This is a genomic window from Sphingorhabdus sp. 109 (assembly GCF_902506555.1).
Classification (GTDB): Bacteria; Pseudomonadota; Alphaproteobacteria; order Sphingomonadales; family Sphingomonadaceae; genus Parasphingorhabdus.
This window is the reverse complement of the sequence record NZ_LR732707.1, coordinates 775,520-792,568: the sequence shown is the minus strand read 5'-3', so window position 1 is coordinate 792,568 and position 17,049 is coordinate 775,520. Positions and strand designations below refer to the sequence as shown.

At 57.5% G+C, this 17,049-nt stretch carries 15 protein-coding genes and 1 other RNA gene; all 16 read right to left on the bottom strand.

The window, feature by feature from the left end; genetic code table 11:
• Positions 1-25: 25 nt before the first annotated feature.
• Positions 26-2,326 (bottom strand): DUF5906 domain-containing protein, encoded by a 2,301-nt coding sequence (locus tag BOSE62_RS03860; RefSeq protein WP_159642234.1) that lies wholly within the window; start codon positions 2,324-2,326, stop codon positions 26-28.
• A gap of 84 nt (positions 2,327-2,410) precedes the next feature.
• Complete coding sequence (locus BOSE62_RS03855; RefSeq protein WP_159642232.1) at positions 2,411-2,674, bottom strand: helix-turn-helix domain-containing protein; 264 nt, start codon at positions 2,672-2,674, stop codon at positions 2,411-2,413.
• 105 nt (positions 2,675-2,779) lie between these two features.
• Positions 2,780-3,010: a helix-turn-helix domain-containing protein gene (locus BOSE62_RS03850; RefSeq protein WP_159642230.1), complete on the bottom strand. Its 231-nt coding sequence runs from the start codon at positions 3,008-3,010 to the stop codon at positions 2,780-2,782.
• Positions 3,011-3,111: 101 nt separating this feature from the next.
• Complete coding sequence (locus BOSE62_RS03845; protein ID WP_159642228.1) at positions 3,112-4,308, bottom strand: tyrosine-type recombinase/integrase; 1,197 nt, start codon at positions 4,306-4,308, stop codon at positions 3,112-3,114.
• Between the two features lie 354 nt (positions 4,309-4,662).
• Positions 4,663-6,075, bottom strand: a complete 1,413-nt coding sequence (locus BOSE62_RS03840; protein WP_159642226.1) for a dihydrolipoyl dehydrogenase — start codon at positions 6,073-6,075, stop codon at positions 4,663-4,665.
• Between the two features lies 1 nt (position 6,076).
• Positions 6,077-7,456 carry an NAD-dependent succinate-semialdehyde dehydrogenase gene (locus BOSE62_RS03835; protein WP_159642224.1) on the bottom strand — a complete coding sequence of 460 codons (1,380 nt, stop codon included), beginning with the start codon at positions 7,454-7,456 and terminating at the stop codon, positions 6,077-6,079.
• A 47-nt stretch (positions 7,457-7,503) separates the two neighbouring features.
• Positions 7,504-8,187, bottom strand: coding sequence for a hypothetical protein (locus BOSE62_RS03830; RefSeq protein ID WP_159642222.1), 684 nt, complete (start codon positions 8,185-8,187; stop codon positions 7,504-7,506).
• Between the two features lie 308 nt (positions 8,188-8,495).
• Complete coding sequence (locus BOSE62_RS03825; protein WP_159642220.1) at positions 8,496-8,759, bottom strand: DksA/TraR family C4-type zinc finger protein; 264 nt, start codon at positions 8,757-8,759, stop codon at positions 8,496-8,498.
• A gap of 251 nt (positions 8,760-9,010) precedes the next feature.
• Positions 9,011-9,286, bottom strand: a complete 276-nt coding sequence (locus BOSE62_RS03820) for an HU family DNA-binding protein (protein ID WP_089132522.1) — start codon at positions 9,284-9,286, stop codon at positions 9,011-9,013.
• A 240-nt stretch (positions 9,287-9,526) separates the two neighbouring features.
• Complete coding sequence (gene lon, locus BOSE62_RS03815; RefSeq protein ID WP_159642218.1) at positions 9,527-11,956, bottom strand: endopeptidase La; 2,430 nt, start codon at positions 11,954-11,956, stop codon at positions 9,527-9,529.
• 98 nt (positions 11,957-12,054) lie between these two features.
• Positions 12,055-12,390: a YbaB/EbfC family nucleoid-associated protein gene (locus tag BOSE62_RS03810; RefSeq protein ID WP_159642215.1), complete on the bottom strand. Its 336-nt coding sequence runs from the start codon at positions 12,388-12,390 to the stop codon at positions 12,055-12,057.
• A 2-nt stretch (positions 12,391-12,392) separates the two neighbouring features.
• Positions 12,393-14,108 (bottom strand): DNA polymerase III subunit gamma/tau, encoded by a 1,716-nt coding sequence (locus BOSE62_RS03805; protein WP_159642213.1) that lies wholly within the window; start codon positions 14,106-14,108, stop codon positions 12,393-12,395.
• 151 nt (positions 14,109-14,259) lie between these two features.
• An RNA gene (gene ffs, locus BOSE62_RS03800) (signal recognition particle sRNA small type) lies at positions 14,260-14,354 on the bottom strand.
• A gap of 37 nt (positions 14,355-14,391) precedes the next feature.
• On the bottom strand, positions 14,392-14,733 hold the full coding sequence (locus BOSE62_RS03795) for a 2Fe-2S iron-sulfur cluster-binding protein (protein ID WP_159642211.1): 342 nt from the start codon (positions 14,731-14,733) through the stop codon (positions 14,392-14,394).
• Positions 14,730-15,833, bottom strand: coding sequence for a cysteine desulfurase family protein (locus BOSE62_RS03790; protein ID WP_159642209.1), 1,104 nt, complete (start codon positions 15,831-15,833; stop codon positions 14,730-14,732). Before BOSE62_RS03790 ends, BOSE62_RS03795 begins: the two co-directional genes overlap by 4 nt.
• Before the next feature lie 9 nt (positions 15,834-15,842).
• A complete protein-coding gene (locus BOSE62_RS03785; RefSeq protein WP_268893893.1) occupies positions 15,843-16,916 on the bottom strand; it encodes a cysteine desulfurase family protein in 1,074 nt (357 codons plus the stop codon).
• Positions 16,917-17,049: the final 133 nt, after the last annotated feature.

Genomic DNA, 17,049 nt, shown 5'->3' with positions numbered 1-17,049 from the left:
CCTGATACCCGCTAAGCCTATCTCATCAATCACCCCAATCAATGCTGCCGCCTACGTATTTCTCAAACGCCGCCCTGGCCTGGTCAAGGGGAGGAATAGCCCAAACTCTTGCGCCCTTCCTGTCCCTTGAATTCACATCAACACCGACGCGCCCAAGAAACTGCGCCACCTTCTTCTTGGAAAACTCGGCACGATGGCGCGTGGCCTTTGCACTGGCCCCCAAGGAGTCCAGCATATCTCCCTTGCCTTCGCTGCCGACAACAAACGCATCGGGCCATGATCCATCGGCAGTAAGGTAACCAAACTCCCCGTCTTCGAGGATGCGGTGCCACCAATATGCAATCGGGTCAGACCTGAAGCCTTCCACTTTCTGGGCTACGAGTGCCTCGGTCTGTGGAATTCCCTTCCGTGGGTGCCAGTCGCCAAGGTCCGTTTCCAACAAATCGTAGAGCATCGCTGCTCGGCCACCATTATCCATCTGCTCTCGCAACTGTTCAAAAAACCCGTTCGGCAACGCCTTGAAAGCTTCCTCATCGGTCTCGAATACAGCGAAGCGGCGTTCGTCTGGCGATGCAGGAATTACCCAGTCTTCATTCGAGGCAATAACGATATGAAGATGGTTCGGCCCTTCGATGATCGGCTTGTTCTTTCCTTCAAAGCTAAGAATTGGCTCGGTGATAAGGTTTTTGAGAATACCTTCGACTTTCTTATCGCCCGCCCAAAGGCCTTCATCAACAAACAGCAAAATTGTGTCGGCCAAATGCTCATTGAACCTGCCAGTAAAATGCTCGGGCTGCGCGACCTGACGGCCATGCTGACCAGCTAATTCCTTGATTGACCGGCAAAAGGTTCCCTTGCCAGTACCTTTCTGTCCCTTGAAAACCAAGGCTACCTCGGCGGGTGTATCAGGATGCTGAACCATGAAAGCGCACCACCGTATCACATAATCGTAGCTAACCTGGTCACCACGGCACAGTACATCCCGCAACAGCTTCCTAAGATGCGACCAGTTACCCTTCTTGGGTTCAACAGCCCATCCACGCCAAAGATTGTAGACATTTGAGTTATCTTTGCTGCCGCTCGGATCAAACGTTACCCAGTCATATTGGCGACGGTTAGGATGTTTTAGCCACCAGTCACCAAGAGGTATCTGTTTGCCCTCTGGCGACTCCACGGCTTTAATATTCATGTGCTTGCGCACTGCCTCGTCAGGGCTCCATTCGACCAGATGTCGCTGCATCCGGTCATCATATCGCTCACGCCCGACCAGATACTTGCCACCATTCAAAACTGTGAACCGATCGGCGTTGATGCGATCGAGAAGCGTTTCCTTAGGCTGCTCGCTTATGTGATCCGGCAAATCAGCTAGATCGTCAGGGAAGTCATCACACGGATCAGATCGTATCGCCTGTTCGATCAGATCACCCTGCCCGGCCTGATGCAAGGCCTTGAAAAGGGTTTTAGCTGTCACCCGTTTTCCGCCATCATCGCCATGAAGGCTGCCCCATCGCCGACCGATCACATATTCATCGTCGGCGTATTCGGGGTCTGAAGTAGACCAGGCAATGAATTCTTCTCTCGCCTCTCCTGCCGATGCGTGGTGGCAAGCCATCATCATTTCAAGCCATTTGCTCTGGTCACGGTAATTTGAAGCGTCGAGACCAGTCAGCATCAGTTCGATTTGTTCCGGCTCAAACTCTCCCGCACCGACAGAAGCAGCAACATCAGGTCGGCGTATCAAATTGAGCAACTCCATCGGAGCTGGTGAAGCGTCTGCAACCGGTTCGGCAAGCGGATCCCAACGATATGGCTTGCCTGTTGCAGGGTGACTGCTGCCCGGCGCTACCATCTGGCGTCCGTGCGCTTTGAACTCGATACCGGGATAGGCTTCAACGGTATCCTGAACGAGCGTACCAGCGGGCAACGTCATGTAGTAGTGACTGCCATCCGAGCCCGTTTCAACCTTGGGCCATTTGTCCAATTTGATACCAAGATCGGCCTCCAACCGCGTAACTGGATCATCCCCCTCATCGAATGCGCGTGGGTCCACATCAATAACCAGATCGGTGTCACGCAGGCGAACGCCTACATTCGTACCACCGTCGAGCAATTCCTTGGCGTCATCAACGTCAAGCGGATCGGTAGTCCGCCATCCATGACCGGGGGCCTTCCCAATGGGCCTGCCACGCGCATCAAGCGCGTTCGGCACATTGAGGCGAACGAATTCATAACTGGTGCCGCGAAACTGCTCTAGTTCGTCAGGTGCAAACTCAAATGCTGGCTGCTTGGGAGGAGCGGAGGGCTTATTGGTAATCTTGTCAGGCACATTAAAATCCTAGTTCTCAGGGGTTTATAGTTCTTGTGTAGAGTTGTGGACATCCCATTCCAACGGCTATTTCTAAGGGCGCTCTCAATCCATGTTGAGAGCGCCCTTCTTTTTATCAAGTTCGGCGAGTTTGTTGTGGCGCCTACTTTCGATGTAGGGCTTGAGATTGGCCAGATACTGGTCAAGTTCCCTGCGCTTGTAGAGCACGGCGGAGCCGACTTTATGTGAAGGTGGTCCATGACCGGTACATCTGCTGCTACGCAGGCTGTTTTCAGTAGATCGCAGATAAGCTGCCGCTTCTTTCGTGGTCAGCAGTTCACCTGCTTGGTGGGCGATGATGTCGTTCATTCTAGGCTCCTTGTGGATTGCAAGAAGCATAGTCATGCATTCATAAACGCCGCCTTAGTACCAGCGATTTGTTGGGAAGATGTCTAAAGTGAATTGAACCAACCGTCAGCGACCATTGCGAACAAAGTCATCCAGATCATCAACATGATACCGAATGAGCCGATCTTGGACGACATGATATGCCGGCCCCTTACCGGTCGCTCGCCAATTCCTGAGCGTTCCGGCGGTCGATCCGAGATAGGATGCTGCCGCTTCGCTATCGAGCCACGGCGTTGAAGGTTTGGCCAGTTCTTCACGCACGATAGTGCGAATGGCTTCGAGGGTTATATCGGACACGGACGGCTCCTGAATAGTAGAGAGACCGTAACCCGCAGGTCCGGCCTCTCGATTGGGACTTGCCCATTTCAGGTATCTGACAGCGTCTCGTCGTTATCCCATCATTCAGGGGCAGGCAGCACTAATTTAAACCCCATAGGATCGATTACGGCCCCGTCGGGAGCCTCGGTAAACTTTGCCCCGGCAGACGCAAAGATCATATCTTCGAGTGCCTGAACATAGCTTCTAAGTTGTTCTACAAGGTGTGAAGCATGGACGTAACCACCAGAAGCGCCCGGCAGTTTTTGGCCTAGCAACAGAGCACTTTCGGCATAGGGAACGCCTGCGGCAATATAGAGCGTTCGCGCGTGGTGGCGGTATTCATGCGGGCTGGGCAATCCTTCATCCCGGGGCTCTACAATGTGCCCGCTGCGACTGTTCGGCGAAGGCCAGAGCCAATCGCTCCCGAGTGGAGCATCCGCCTGCATCCTTTCTTCCAATATCATGGCGAGTCGATTGCCAATCGGGAGCTGAAGGGGTTCGTCGCTGGTCTTCATGTGGGTCAGTGTCAGAATGCGTCGATCAAGGTCAACGTCTTCCCTTTTAATCTGCAAGATTGATGAGCGCCGCGCACCCGTTAACAACATGGCAACATGCAGATCACGGCGCTGTGGCTTCAATCTCATCACCCGCTCCCACCACTCGGGAATATCAAGCGGCGCAACCTTGCGTCTTTTGTTTGATGGGACATGCAACGCGGCAACGGGATTACCAGTCAGAGTTTCATCAATTCGCATGGCGGTGTTTATCACCGCCCTGAGTGTCCGCATCACCGAACCGGCAGTAGTATTCCCATTCTTGCGCTTCAATTCGGCATACAGGTCTCGCACCATCTGTCGTGAAATATCGGCCACGGCCTTTTTTCTCCAATGCTTGAGATAGTGATTGAGATGGTAGCGATAGCCATCTTCACTACGCTGCCGTAGCGGCTTTTCTTCGATGTGGGCTTCCATTGCCCGCTCGAGGGTTATCGCCGTTTCCTCGGGCCCATCGGTCGGATCGATCCCGGACTGAATTTGCGACATCAAAGCCTTTGCTTTGTTGCGGGCTTCACGAAGACCTATCCTGTCAACTCGATCAATCTTGGCCCGAACGGTGCGGATATGGCGACCATTGCGTCTGACATCACCTTGGCAGGCATAGGATTTGGTGGTCTTGTGACAGATCACCATTAGGCCTTTTACTTGAGTATCTCGGTGGATACCTGAGCCCAAAGGCAACTCTCTGATGCGGGCTTCTGTTAAATTCAAAACGGCCATAAGACATTCTCCATAAACACCGCGTTGAACACCGAACGGCCGCTATCCTCTGCTGCCGCTGACTAACGCGAAATGATTGAATGTCGTGGTTTTAGCGCCTCGCGAACGCTAAATTGACCATGATTAGCGTAGGTTATCTCTACTTTTTGAGACTCTTAATCAGCGGGTCGTGGGTTCGAACCCCTCAGCGTCTACCATTTTCTCCGACTAAAAAACCATCCGGCGGATGGCTTTCCGGCATCGGCATGTATCGCCGACGCGGCCCCTCCCAGCTCACAGCCCCTCCTGATTTCCAGGCACAGTCGCTTGCGACCCTGCAACGTTCGGGCAGAACCGGCAACCACCGACGCGCCCTCATACGCCAGCCGGGTCGCCGCGATCCTGATTTTGCGGCAAGTCGATCGGCGTCGCCGCGCAAATCGTTCTCAACGCCTGTTTCAGCCCTTCCTCGATCGTAGGATGGTAATAAGGCATCTCCAGCAACTGGCTGGCCGTCTGCCCCTGCTGGATCGCCCAGGCCAGCATATGCGCGAGATGCTCGCCGGCGGGCGTGCACAGGTCAGCGCCGATCAGCCGGCCATCCGGCGCGGCTGCATAGAGCGTGAGTACGCCCTGGTTACAGCCTTCCACCCGCGCCCTGCCCTGATCGCTGAAATCGGCGGTTCCGGTGATCACGCCATCCTCTTCCGACTGGCCGATCCGCGCCACGGGCGGACTGGTGAAGGTGATGCTGAATGGCGGAAAGCGATCGGCTTGCATTGATGCCGGATAGGCGACCGCATTGCGTCCGGCAATCGCGCCGTCCTGCGAGGCTTCGTGCAACAGGGGAAGATCGTCGGCGACATCGCCGGCCAGAAATATCCGGCTGTCACCGCATTGCATCGTGTTGCGGTCATGAAGCGGCACACCATTGTCGTCGAGTTCCAGCCCGGCCGCGGCAAGACCGAGACTGTCGAGATTGGGCGGCCTGCCAGTGGCGACCAGAACATGGTCGAAATCCGCATCTCCCGACGCCGCACCGCTCCAGGAAAGATGGGCGCCGTCGTCCGTGGGCTCCGCCTCCAGGTCCACGCCCAGTTGCAGGGCCAGATCAGACTCGATGATCCGTTTCAGTGCGGCGTGCACCTTGTCGCAGCGAATCCCGCCGAGCCGGTCATTGCGGTCGAACAGAGTTACTTCGACGCCCAGACGGGCCATTGCCTGGGCCAGTTCGAGACCAATGGGGCCGGAACCGACCACCGCCAGGCGCCGTGGCAAATCCTCCAGATCGAAAATATTCTCGTTGGTAAGCAAACAACGACCCAGTTTCGCGAACTGTTGGGGAACGAAGGGCCTCGAACCGGTTGCGATAATGATGTTCCGCGCCTCGATCTGGCGGCCATCGTCCAGTTCGAGACTGTCGGGCGCGATAAAACTGGCTCTGCCGCGCAAGCGGATGCGCGCCGGGATATCGGCGATACTTTCCCGCGTCAGTCTGGCAAAGCGGTCGCGCTCGTTGCGCACCCTCTGCATCACGGCCTTACCATCGACGTCGATGCCCGACACCGTGATGCCGAACATGGCGGTGGAACGCGCTGCATGGGCGGCATGAGAGGCCGCAATCAGAAGCTTTGACGGCATGCAGCCGACATTGGCGCAGGTCGTACCGTTGAAATGAGGGTCGATCAGCAAGGTGCTGGCCCCGTTGGAACGGGCCGCCCGTTCCGCCGCAAGACCGGCCGTACCGGCCCCGATAACGGCTACATCACATCTGAGCATCCGGGTCATATCAGGCGCCAATCGTGATCGACTTGGCGTTGGCAAACTCCTTCAGTCCAACCTCGCCATGTTCGCGGCCATAGCCACTATCCTTGACGCCACCAAAGGGCATATCCGGAGAGGCAATGCTGTAGGTGTTGATATTCACCATTCCGGTATCGAACCGGCTTGCCGCCATCTTGACGGCGCGATCGACGTCCTTGCTGAAAATTCCGCCGCCCAGCCCGTAGCGACTGTCATTGGCGATACGCATGGCGTCCTCATCGTCTTTCGCCTTGATAATCGAGGCGACGGGGCCGAAAATCTCGTCGTCATAGGCCGGCTGACCCGGTGCAACATCGACCAGCGCCGTGGCGGGATAGAACCAGCCTTTGCGATCCGGGACAGAACCGCCGGCGATGATTCTGGCACCGTTGGCGACGCTTTCCTCGACCTGGGAATGGACCTGGTCGCGCTGACTGCGCGAGACCATCGGGCCAAGTTGGGTTTCATCCTCGTTCGGGTCGCCCATTGCCACATTGTTGAATGCAGTGGCATAGCCCTCGACAAAGGCATCATAATTTTTCTCGGTGACGATAAAGCGTTTCGCATTCACGCAGGTCTGGCCGTTATTGAAAAGCCGGCCCTGCACACAGGCCTTGATCGCGAGATCGAGATCGGCATCGTCAAACAGCATATAGGCATCATTGGAACCAAGTTCGAGCACCGTCTTCTTGGAAACCGAAGCGGCCCGCTGGGCCACAGCGCGGCCGGCCTTGTCACTACCGGTCAGGGTAACGCCGCGAACCAGATCATGTTCGATAATCTTGTCGGACTGGTCATGGCTGATCAAGAGCACGCCAAACAGGTCCTTTGGCAGACCTGCTGCTTCATAGATATCGCGCAGCATCAGCCCGCTGCCCGTGCAATTGGCCGAATGTTTCAACAGCACGCCATTGCCCACCATGAGGGCGGAAATGGAATAGCGGATTGCCTGATAGCAGGGGAAATTCCAGGGCTGGATACCGTAGATCACGCCGAGTGGGGAATAGGTGACGATGCCGCGCCCTCCCGCTGCGTCTCTTTTTTCGTCAGCGAGCATCTCGGGGCCATTTTTGGCGGTATAGTCACAGATATTCGCACACAATTCGATTTCCTCGCGTGCATCGCTCAGCAATTTCCCCATTTCGTCGGTCATAAGCCGGGCAAATTCGTCCTTCGACTGGCGCAGTTGCTCGCCGATTTCGGCGATCACGCCGGCCCGCTCATCGAGGCTTTTCAGACGCCAGTCGAGAAAGGCATTATGCGCCTTCTCGACCACGCCCATGGCTTCTTCATCCGACATCAGCGGATAGGTCGCGAGGGTTTCTTCGGTAAGCGGGTTTACAGTTTCAATGCGTTTGTCGGTCATGGGGGATCCTTTATCATTGTGATTATGCTGTCGGGGATTGGCGAGGATTATCCGTAGGTCTTGCGGTGCCCGTCCAACGTGGCGGAGGCATGGCCCAGCGCGCTGGCCATTGCGTCGGCAAAGCTTTGACCGTCGCAATGCATGATGCCGCTGTGGGCGGCGCAGACAATGCTGCTATCGGCCCAGTCCCGGCCCAGATTCTCGGCCCAGCGGATGAAGTCATCGGCCGCGCCAGAGCGCTTTTCCAGACCATCCGCGAGCTTGGGGTGAAACCGCAGTTTCGGCCCCGGAACAATCTTCTGGACCAGCGACGGAAGATCGATGATCATCAGTGTATCGTCGACATGGACTATGCCGCTGTCGCGGTGCCGTACGATGACCGACCCCACATGCACGCTCTCATCACCGGAAATGAAGTCGACACCACAAGGGATTGAAAAATCGAGAATATTCGAGAATTGCTGCTGCGTTGCCTCGTCCTCGACCAGATCCGCATCCCAGGGCAGCTCCGGCTGCTGTTGGTGATGACGGCGAGTGCCAATCAGACGCGCATGCGGCAGCAGTTCCTGAATATACTGGCAGTGGATGGTATGAAACGGGTGGACGTTGAGCACGGCCTCGATCAACGCGCCACCATCGGTGAGCGCCAGTAGTTCGTCCCGATCCTGCCGATCCGGCGCGTAAGAATCGAGCAGGATGAATTTTCCACCGGGTTGCCGCAGCAGCGACATATGGGTCCCGATATTGATGACATGCGCGATCTTGAAATCACCGCGGATATTCCAGAAATTTTCACTCAGTTGGTCGATTGTCTGGCTCCTAGAGAAATTCTATCGGGGGTTTGCTGGACAACCCCCTGGAGCGGGTTCGGTTCCGGCCGGTATCATGATGATGGAAAAAATAGCGTTGCGACACATGGGCGATAGCGCGCCGCCATGACGTCAATGCTGAATAGTGAAAACGAAAGAGAGTGATCTTCGGGCACGGGAGTTCCGCACCCGCCCTGACACGATTTCGGCAGCGCGGGAAAGCACCCCGCTTAGCGCAACTGACTGTCTTTGCTACCCCGCCGGTTGATCCCGGAACTGCGCCGGTCGCTATCGCGCTCTGATTGACAAGTCACGCATGTCCGCGTCCCAGGCAAGGCACGGCGGCGGGCTTCGGGAATTTCGTCACCGCATTCGATACAATAGGGCGCGGCCCTTCCCGATGGCATATCCGCCCGGGCACGCTTTACCGCGTCGGCGATCGTATCGTCAATCTGGTCGTGTACAGCGCCATCGCGCGCCCAGCCGCCTGCCATTGAAAACTCCAGCGTTTGCTATTTGTATTTTTCAACAACGGCTGAACGGGGGAAAGGTTGCCGATCGCGGTCCGGACCGGACCGGAACGCACCAAGCCGCTCGTGCCGGGTCCGGACGGCGGACGTCCGGGGTCCGCCGGATTTCCTCTGCTGCCCATATAGAAAAAGGCGGACCCTTTTCGAGGTCCGCCTGATGTATCTAGAACAAAGCGCGAGAAAAATGGGGGGCGATACTCTGCCCCCCGGTTTGCTTATTTGTTGACAGCGTCTTTCAAACCCTTGCCGGCTTTGAATTTTGCCTGTGTCGATGCCGGAATCTGCATCGGTTCACCGGTACGCGGGTTGCGGCCGGTGGAAGCTTTGCGCTTCGAGGTTGAAAATGTGCCGAAGCCAACGAGACGAACTTCGCCGCCGCCGGACAATGCACTGCTGATGGAATCAAATACTGCGTCTACCGCTTTGCCGGCATCGCTTTTGCTGAGGCCGCTCTGATCGGCGACGTTACTGATAAGGTCCTGTTTATTCATTATGGGAATCCCCCCTTCTCTAATGGCAATTCAATTTGAATCGCGCTGTGGTCTGGCCGCAGTAATGCGAAATTATCCGGAAGTGTCAAAGAAAAATCGCTGTTTTCTGCGCCAAAGGGCAAATTTTTACGCCAAATGACAGGAAATGAGACGAACGGTTGAGATGCGGTAGCTGTTTCGGATATTCTGCTACCGCATTTCACCTATGTTTCAAAAGTGCGACTCGCTGATGAAAAACTGTCAGTGTCTTGCCGTCGATGCGGTTTCATCGGTAACCGGAGCTGTGGCGTGACTCGCAAGCTCGTCAGCATCGCTCCATTCGATCGGCTCCACGGTCTCGGCCAGCGCCTCGGCCAACACTTCGTCGACATGCTTCAGCGGAATGATGTTGAGTTTCGAAGTGATATTCTCCGGAATTTCGACCAGATCTTTCTCGTTTTCCGCCGGAATCAATACCGTGGTGATACCGCCGCGCAGAGCTGCAAGCAGCTTTTCCTTCAGTCCGCCAATCGGCAGCACCCGGCCGCGCAAAGTAACTTCGCCGGTCATCGCGACATCGCGACGCACCGGAATGCCGGTCAGCGTCGAGACGATGGCGGTAACGATACCGACACCGGCAGACGGACCATCTTTCGGCACCGCGCCTTCGGGTAGATGGATATGGATATCCTTGCGGCTGAAGATGCTCGGCTTGATACCGTATGACGGTGCCCGCGCTTTCACAAAGGAAAGCGCCGTCTGGATCGACTCGTTCATCACATCGCCCAGCGTCCCGGTGGTCTTGATCTGCCCCTTGCCCGATACGGTGACCGATTCAATCGACAGCAGTTCGCCGCCAACTTCGGTCCAGGCAAGACCGGTGACCGCGCCGACCTGGTTTTCCTCTTCACCAATGCCATGCCGATATTTTCGGACACCGGCATATTCGGATAGATTGTCGGGCGTGATTTCGACGCTCTTGTACTCGCCCTCGAGAATCCGGCGCAGCGCCTTGCGCGCCAGCTTGGCAATTTCCCGCTCAAGAGTCCGGACGCCCGCTTCCCGCGTATAATAGCGGATCAGGTCGCGCAACGCGTCCTCGCGCAAGGCAAATTCGCCCTCTTTCAGGCCATGCGCCTCGATCTGCTTTTCAACCAGATGGCGTTTCGCAATCTCGACCTTCTCGTCTTCCGTATAGCCTTCGAGGCGGATGATCTCCATCCGGTCGAGCAGAGGCTGCGGCAGGTTGAGCGAATTGGCGGTGGTCACGAACATCACGTCCGACAGGTCGATATCGATTTCGAGATAATGGTCCTGGAACTTGTCATTCTGTTCCGGATCCAGCACTTCGAGCAGGGCCGACGCGGGATCGCCGCGAAAATCCTGACCGAGCTTGTCGATCTCGTCGAGCAGGAACAGCGGGTTGGATGTGCCGGCTTTTTTCAGATTGGATACGATCTTGCCCGGAAGCGAACCGATATAGGTCCGGCGATGGCCGCGGATTTCCGCTTCGTCGCGCACGCCGCCCAAAGACTGACGGACAAATTCGCGACCCGTGGCCCGCGCAATCGAACGGCCAAGCGAGGTCTTGCCGACGCCCGGAGGGCCGACGAGGCACAGGATCGGGCCTTTCAGCTTGTTGGTACGGGACTGGACCGCAAGATATTCGAGGATGCGTTCCTTGACTTTTTCCAGTGCGAAATGGTCATCGTCGAGGACCTTTTCCGCCTGCTTCAGATCTTTCTTGAGCCTAGATTTCTTGCCCCAGGGCAGTCCGAGCAACACATCAAGATAGTTGCGCGTCACCGTGGCTTCGGCCGACATCGGCTGCATGCCCTTGAGCTTTTTCAGTTCGGTGGTCGCCTTGGCTTTCGCTTCCTTGGAAAGCTTCAGTTCCTTGATCTTCTTGCTGAGCTCGGCCAGCTCGTCGCCTTCGCCATCCTCGCCGTCGCCCAGTTCCTTCTGGATCGCCTTCATCTGCTCGTTGAGATAATATTCGCGCTGGGTCTTCTCCATCTGGCGCTTGACCCGGCCGCGGATTTTCTTCTCGACCTGCAATACGCCGAGTTCGCCTTCCATGAAGGCAAAGACCATTTCCAGCCGTTTGACGGGATCGCTCTCCATCAACAGGCTCTGCTTGTCCGAGACCTTGACGTTGATATTGGCGGCCACGGCATCGGCCAGACGCGCCGCATCGTCAATCTCACCCAATTGCACGACGGTTTCCGCCGGCATTTTCTTGTTGAGCTTGGAATAATTTTCAAACTGGTCGACCACGGACCGCATCAGCGCCGAGGCTTCGGTGCCTTCGGCTTCCTGCTCCTCCAGCAGATCGATCTCGGCCAGCACATAGCCTTCCGGCTTTTCCTCCAGAGTGACATGTCTCGCACGCTGTTTGCCTTCGACCAGCACCCTTACGGTGCCGTCGGGCAGTTTCAGCAATTGCAATACGGTTGCGACCACTCCGAGATCATAGAGCTGGTCGCGGACGGGATCGTCTTCCGCCGGATCGAGCTGTGCGACGAGGAAGATTTCCTTGTTCGAATCCATCGCTTTTTCGAGCGCGACGACCGATTTGTCGCGACCGACAAAAAGCGGCACGATCATATTCGGAAAAACCACGATGTCGCGCAGCGGCAACAGCGGCAGTGATTTGGATTCAGGGACAGGATTCGGTTCGTTCACGGACATTATTACTCCAACTTGATGCGCTGCAACAGCGCCTTTGACCTCTATATGGGGCCTGTTGGAGACACTTCAAGCGCAATGCCTCCGATCACGAGGACAGCCTAAAAGGGCAGTTTGAAACCGGGAGGCAACTGCATGCCGCTGGTCATCTTGCCCATTTCCTCGCTGCTCAGGGCGTCCGCACGATTACGGGCGTCGTTGAACGCGGCTGCGACGAGATCTTCCAGCATCTGCTTTTCATCGGCTTTCATCAGGCTGTCGTCGATTGACACCGACAATATCCGGCCTTTGGCTGTGGCCTTCACCTTTACCAGTCCGCCACCGGCCTGACCTTCAACTTCAAGACTATCCAGCTTCTTCTGGGCTTCCTCCATCTGGGTCTGGACCTGCTGCGCAGCTTCCTGCGCGGCTTTCATCATTTCTTCCATCGATTTCATGGCTATGCGCTCCTTGATTCTTGTGGGCGAGGATCGTCGTCCTCCAGCAATATGGCATCGGGAAAGGCTTCAAAAGCAGCTTTCACCATCGGGGCATCAAGGATCGCCTGGCGTTCGGCATCCCTGATCTGCTGTTCCTGTTCAACCAGACTGGGCTGCGCCTCACCCTGTCCTTCGACGATGGTCCACTCCCGGCCGGTCTGTTCCTTCAGCGCATCGGCAATTTTCCGGATGTCGGCATCGGCAATAGGACGCGCGGGCTGATAGACAATATTGGGCGGGTCGAGCGAGATCAGCCGCATATCGGCGATCAATATGCTTTCCAGCACAGCCGAAACCCGGCCGACCGCGGTGATGACATCGGCAAATTCGGTCGGCAGCGCGCTGGTCTGGGGCGTCGGCGACGGAACCGGCGCAGCGGCGATCTGCGCGACCGGTTCGGCCACTGGCGGTGCCGACTGTTGTTCTGGCGGTGAAGCGGGAGCCGTCGGAGCGCCCTGTTCAAGCATTCTCGCCAGCTTCCCCGGATCGGGCATATCCGCGGCGCAAAGCACGCGGAGCAAAGCCATCTCGCAGGCTTCGCGCGGCAGATGCGCCTGCTGGACTTCCTGATAGCCCTTGAGCAGCAACTGCCACAGCCGGTGCAGGACCGGATAGGAAAGCTGTTCCGACCAGTCGGCAAATTGCTGCCGCGCCTCTTCCGACAAAGTCGGATCACTGGCTCGGCCGACCTTGAACAGGGTCACCTGATGCGAAAGCGACAGCAGCCCGTTCATCAGCGACAGCGGCTCGACGCCGATTTTATACTGTTCGGCAATCGCATCGAGCAAGGCTGCGGAATCGCCCTCGAGCAATCTGGCGAAAAGCCGCCGAACGGCGCCCCGATCTGACAGCCCCAGCATATCGCGAATCTGGACAGCCTTGACCTCGCCATCGCCATCCATATCGGCATGGGCAATTGCCTGATCGAGAATCGACAGGCCGTCGCGGACGGACCCCTCGGCCGCCTGCGCGATCAGATCGAGCGCTTCCTGCTCTGCCGTCACGCCTTCCTTGCCGACTATCATGCCAAAATGCGCAGACAGTTGATCCGGGCTGATCCGCTTCAGGTCGAAACGCTGGCAGCGGGAGAGGACCGTGATCGGAACCTTGTTGACCTCGGTGGTCGCGAAAATGAATTTCACATGCGCCGGCGGTTCTTCCAGCGTCTTCAACAGCGCGTTGAAGGCATTTTTCGACAGCATGTGCACTTCGTCGATGATATAGATCTTGTAGCGCGCGGAGACCGAGGAATAGCGCACCGCCTCGATAATCTCGCGGACATCGTCGACGCCGGTATGGCTTGCGGCATCCATCTCGATGACGTCGATAAAGCTGCCCTCGGCGATGCTGCGGCACGGTTCGCACTGGCCGCATGGATCGATCGTCGGGCCACCCTGCCCGTCCTCGCCGATGCAGTTCAGCGCCTTGGCAATCAGCCGCGCGGTCGATGTCTTGCCGACGCCGCGCACACCGGTCATCAGAAAGGCATGGGCCAGACGGTCGCGCTTGATCGCGTTGCCCAGCGTCTGCACCATCGCATCCTGGCCGATCAGTTCGGAAAATTTCGAAGGCCGATATTTGCGCGCCAGAACCCGATAGGGTTGCGCCGTGCCGGGGGCCGGCTGCTCCGGCGCATCGACACCGCCAGCCGCAAATATATCTTGTGAATCGGACATGAAAGAACAGTTTAGGCGAGAGGCTCCGGCTTGTCGAAGGCTATTCGCGGTGAATTTCGACTCTGCCCGAAAACAGGCGGAAAACTGGCTGGGCCTTTGATTTCAGGGCTGTATGAAGGCTGGAACGGCCGCCAAAACATGGTACCGTTGTAAAGTAGGAGCCGGGCGACCCGCAGAAAAATCGTTGCGGCTGCTTCCTTCCGGACCTGACCGGGTTGGCGACGACTGCGTCCACCCGACTCCCGCTGCGCATATGGTGGGACTCGGGTAAAAATGCAAGCCGTTAGATGATCTGCATATTATGGCTTTCGCCGGGCATCTGCACGGTCAGGCCATCAAGCTCGGGGGTCAGGCTGATCTGGCAGGCCAGCCGGCTGGTCCGGCGCGCGCCCGCGGCCAGATCGAGCATATCCTCTTCCATTTCCGACGCCGGGGGCAATCGGTCAAAATCGGCAGTATTGACGATCACATGGCAGGTCGAGCAGGCCATTTGCCCTTCGCAAGTCCCCTCCAGCGGCTGGTCATGGATTTGCGCAACGGTGAGCAGATTGTCGCCATCCGAGGCCTCGACCGAAAGCGTTGACTCTTCGTCAGCGCTGACGAAATGGACCGTGACCTTGCTCATGATAGCTGTTTCTCCGCTGCTTGATTGATCAGGCCGGCGGCCCGCTCGACATCTTCAACATCGTTATAGCGCCCGAACCCCAGACGAATCGATGATTTAATTTGAGCCGGTTCCAGCCCGAGCGCCGCCAGCACATGGCTGGGCCGCCCGGAACCGCTGGCGCAGGCAGAACCGGCGGAAAAGGCCACGCCGCGCACATCGGACATCAGCCGGGCGACATCCAGGCCCGCCCGACGGATATTGAGGTTGCCAGCATAGCGCCGGTCGAGCGAACCGTTCACGGTCCAGTCGCCGAACAGGCTGCGCGCTCTTTCGGCAAGGCTGACAATATGCTCCATGTCCAGTTCCCTGCGCTCTGCGCATAATTTCGCCGCTGCGCCCAGCCCCGCGCAAAGAGCGGGGGACAGCGTGCCCGACCGTACACCTTGTTCCTGCCCGCCTCCATGGATCATGGCAGGAATATCGATACCTTCACGCACCCAGAGCGCGCCAACGCCTTTCGGACCATAGATTTTATGTCCCGAAAGCGCGATCATATCGGCCTGCTGCGGTATATCGATCCGGCCAAAACCCTGCACCGCATCGCAGAGCATCAGCGCCCCGGCCCGGTGTGCCATTGCTGCAATCTCGTCGACCGGCTGGATGACCCCTATCTCGTTATTGACCAGCATCGCGCCCACCAGCGCTGTTTGCGGCCCCAAACATGCTTCCAGTTCTTCCAATCGCAACAGCCCCTGCGCGTCGACAGGAAGCAGGTTAGGCTCGAAGCCCTGGGTGCCATACCAAAGCGCGGTGTCGCGCACGGCGGCATGCTCGGTGTCAACAAGCGCGATTCCGGTGCGCCCCTGCTGCGTCCGGACCGCTCCCATCGCCAGATTGATCGCCTCGGTCGCGCTGCCGGTGAATATCACCCGCCCACCGGGGGGACATAAAGCGGCAATCTGATCGCGGGCAAGCTCGACCGCCGCTGCTGCCTTGCGACCCATGATATGGGGGCTGTGCGGGTTGCCGAAATTGTCCTTCAGCCAGGGCAGCATCGCGTCAAAAACCTCGGGTGCGAGCGGCGTGGTGGCCTGATTATCGAGATAGACGGGATTCATCGGCCGGGCTCAGCTTCGCCGGGATTCTGCAAAGATCGACTTCCACTTGTCGATGAAGGCATAGATATGCGCCCGGCTGGTATCCCGACCGATACTGACCCGGATTACCTCGCGCGCGATCTGCGGGTCGGTGCCCATGGCTTCGAGCACATGGCTGGTTTTGAGCGTACCCGAAGAACAGGCGCTGCCGGCGGAGACCGAGAATCCCGCCATGTCAAACTTGATCAGCTGCGTATTGGCGGCCACGCCGGGCATATGGTAGCTGGCAATCGTCGCGATGCGCGGCGCCTTGTCCGCAATCACCGAGCCGCCCTCTTTCCGGATCGCGTCATCAAGATGCTGGCGCAATTCCGATGCCCGTCCGGCCCAGTTTGCCGGAGTCTCCAACGCCGCGGTCATGCCCATGATATAGGGCAGATTCTGGGTACCGGAGCGATAACCCTGTTCCTGTCCGCCATCCGCCTCGAGCAAGCGCAAATCCCGTACCAGCAAGGCACCGACCCCTGGCGGTCCACCGAATTTATGGCCCGCCACGACGATCAAATCGGCATCCGGCAACGGCATTTTTCCGATCGATTGGGAGCAATCGGCGAGGAGATAGCAGCCCCGGTCGCGCACCACCTTGGCCAGCGCGTCCAGGTCCTGGATGACACCGGTTTCGTTATTAACCGACTGGATCGCCACCATTGCCGTTTCATCGACGCTTTTCAGCAGATGATTGAGGTTCGCCGGCACCACCAGTCCGTTGCTGTCAACCGGGATCGCCCTGGCATTTTGCGCGAAACGGAGGACCACATCATGTTCAACCGGTGAAATATATTGAATCACCGGTTTCGATCTGGTCAGCGCGATCCGGATCGCCTCGCTGGCGCCGCTGGTGAAGATGACATCGCCATCCCAACCCAGCGCATCGCTGAAACGTCGACGGGCATTTTCCAGCATTGCTTGGGCCGCACGGCCGTCCGCATGGGGAGAGGATGGATTGGCCCAATGTTCAAACCCTTCGGCGCAGGCTTTTCTGGCCGCATCGAGCATCGGCGCGGTCGCGGCATAATCGAGATAGATACGTTTGGTTTCGGTCACGATCTTGGCAAAAACTCTCTGGCTTGCGGGATTGAGTTGCGGATTTGTTCACTCTCCCTATATAGACGCTGCATCCAGCGCAAAAGCTATTCTGACTTGTCGCGCTCTGGAACCGACAATCTAGACCGAAGAA

Coding starts and splice junctions, on each gene's coding strand:
- BOSE62_RS03795 (WP_159642211.1), bottom strand. CDS start 14,733: ATGAGCAAGGTCACGGTCCATTTCGTCAGCGCTGACGAAGAGTCAACG.
- BOSE62_RS03835 (WP_159642224.1), bottom strand. CDS start 7,456: ATGACCGACAAACGCATTGAAACTGTAAACCCGCTTACCGAAGAAACC.
- BOSE62_RS03855 (WP_159642232.1), bottom strand. CDS start 2,674: ATGAACGACATCATCGCCCACCAAGCAGGTGAACTGCTGACCACGAAA.
- BOSE62_RS03805 (WP_159642213.1), bottom strand. CDS start 14,108: ATGTCCGATTCACAAGATATATTTGCGGCTGGCGGTGTCGATGCGCCG.
- BOSE62_RS03830 (WP_159642222.1), bottom strand. CDS start 8,187: ATGTCGCTGCTGCGGCAACCCGGTGGAAAATTCATCCTGCTCGATTCT.
- BOSE62_RS03825 (WP_159642220.1), bottom strand. CDS start 8,759: ATGGCAGGCGGCTGGGCGCGCGATGGCGCTGTACACGACCAGATTGAC.
- BOSE62_RS03810 (WP_159642215.1), bottom strand. CDS start 12,390: ATGAAATCGATGGAAGAAATGATGAAAGCCGCGCAGGAAGCTGCGCAG.
- BOSE62_RS03840 (WP_159642226.1), bottom strand. CDS start 6,075: ATGACCCGGATGCTCAGATGTGATGTAGCCGTTATCGGGGCCGGTACG.
- BOSE62_RS03820 (WP_089132522.1), bottom strand. CDS start 9,286: ATGAATAAACAGGACCTTATCAGTAACGTCGCCGATCAGAGCGGCCTC.
- BOSE62_RS03845 (WP_159642228.1), bottom strand. CDS start 4,308: ATGGCCGTTTTGAATTTAACAGAAGCCCGCATCAGAGAGTTGCCTTTG.
- BOSE62_RS03790 (WP_159642209.1), bottom strand. CDS start 15,833: ATGAATCCCGTCTATCTCGATAATCAGGCCACCACGCCGCTCGCACCC.
- lon (WP_159642218.1), bottom strand. CDS start 11,956: ATGTCCGTGAACGAACCGAATCCTGTCCCTGAATCCAAATCACTGCCG.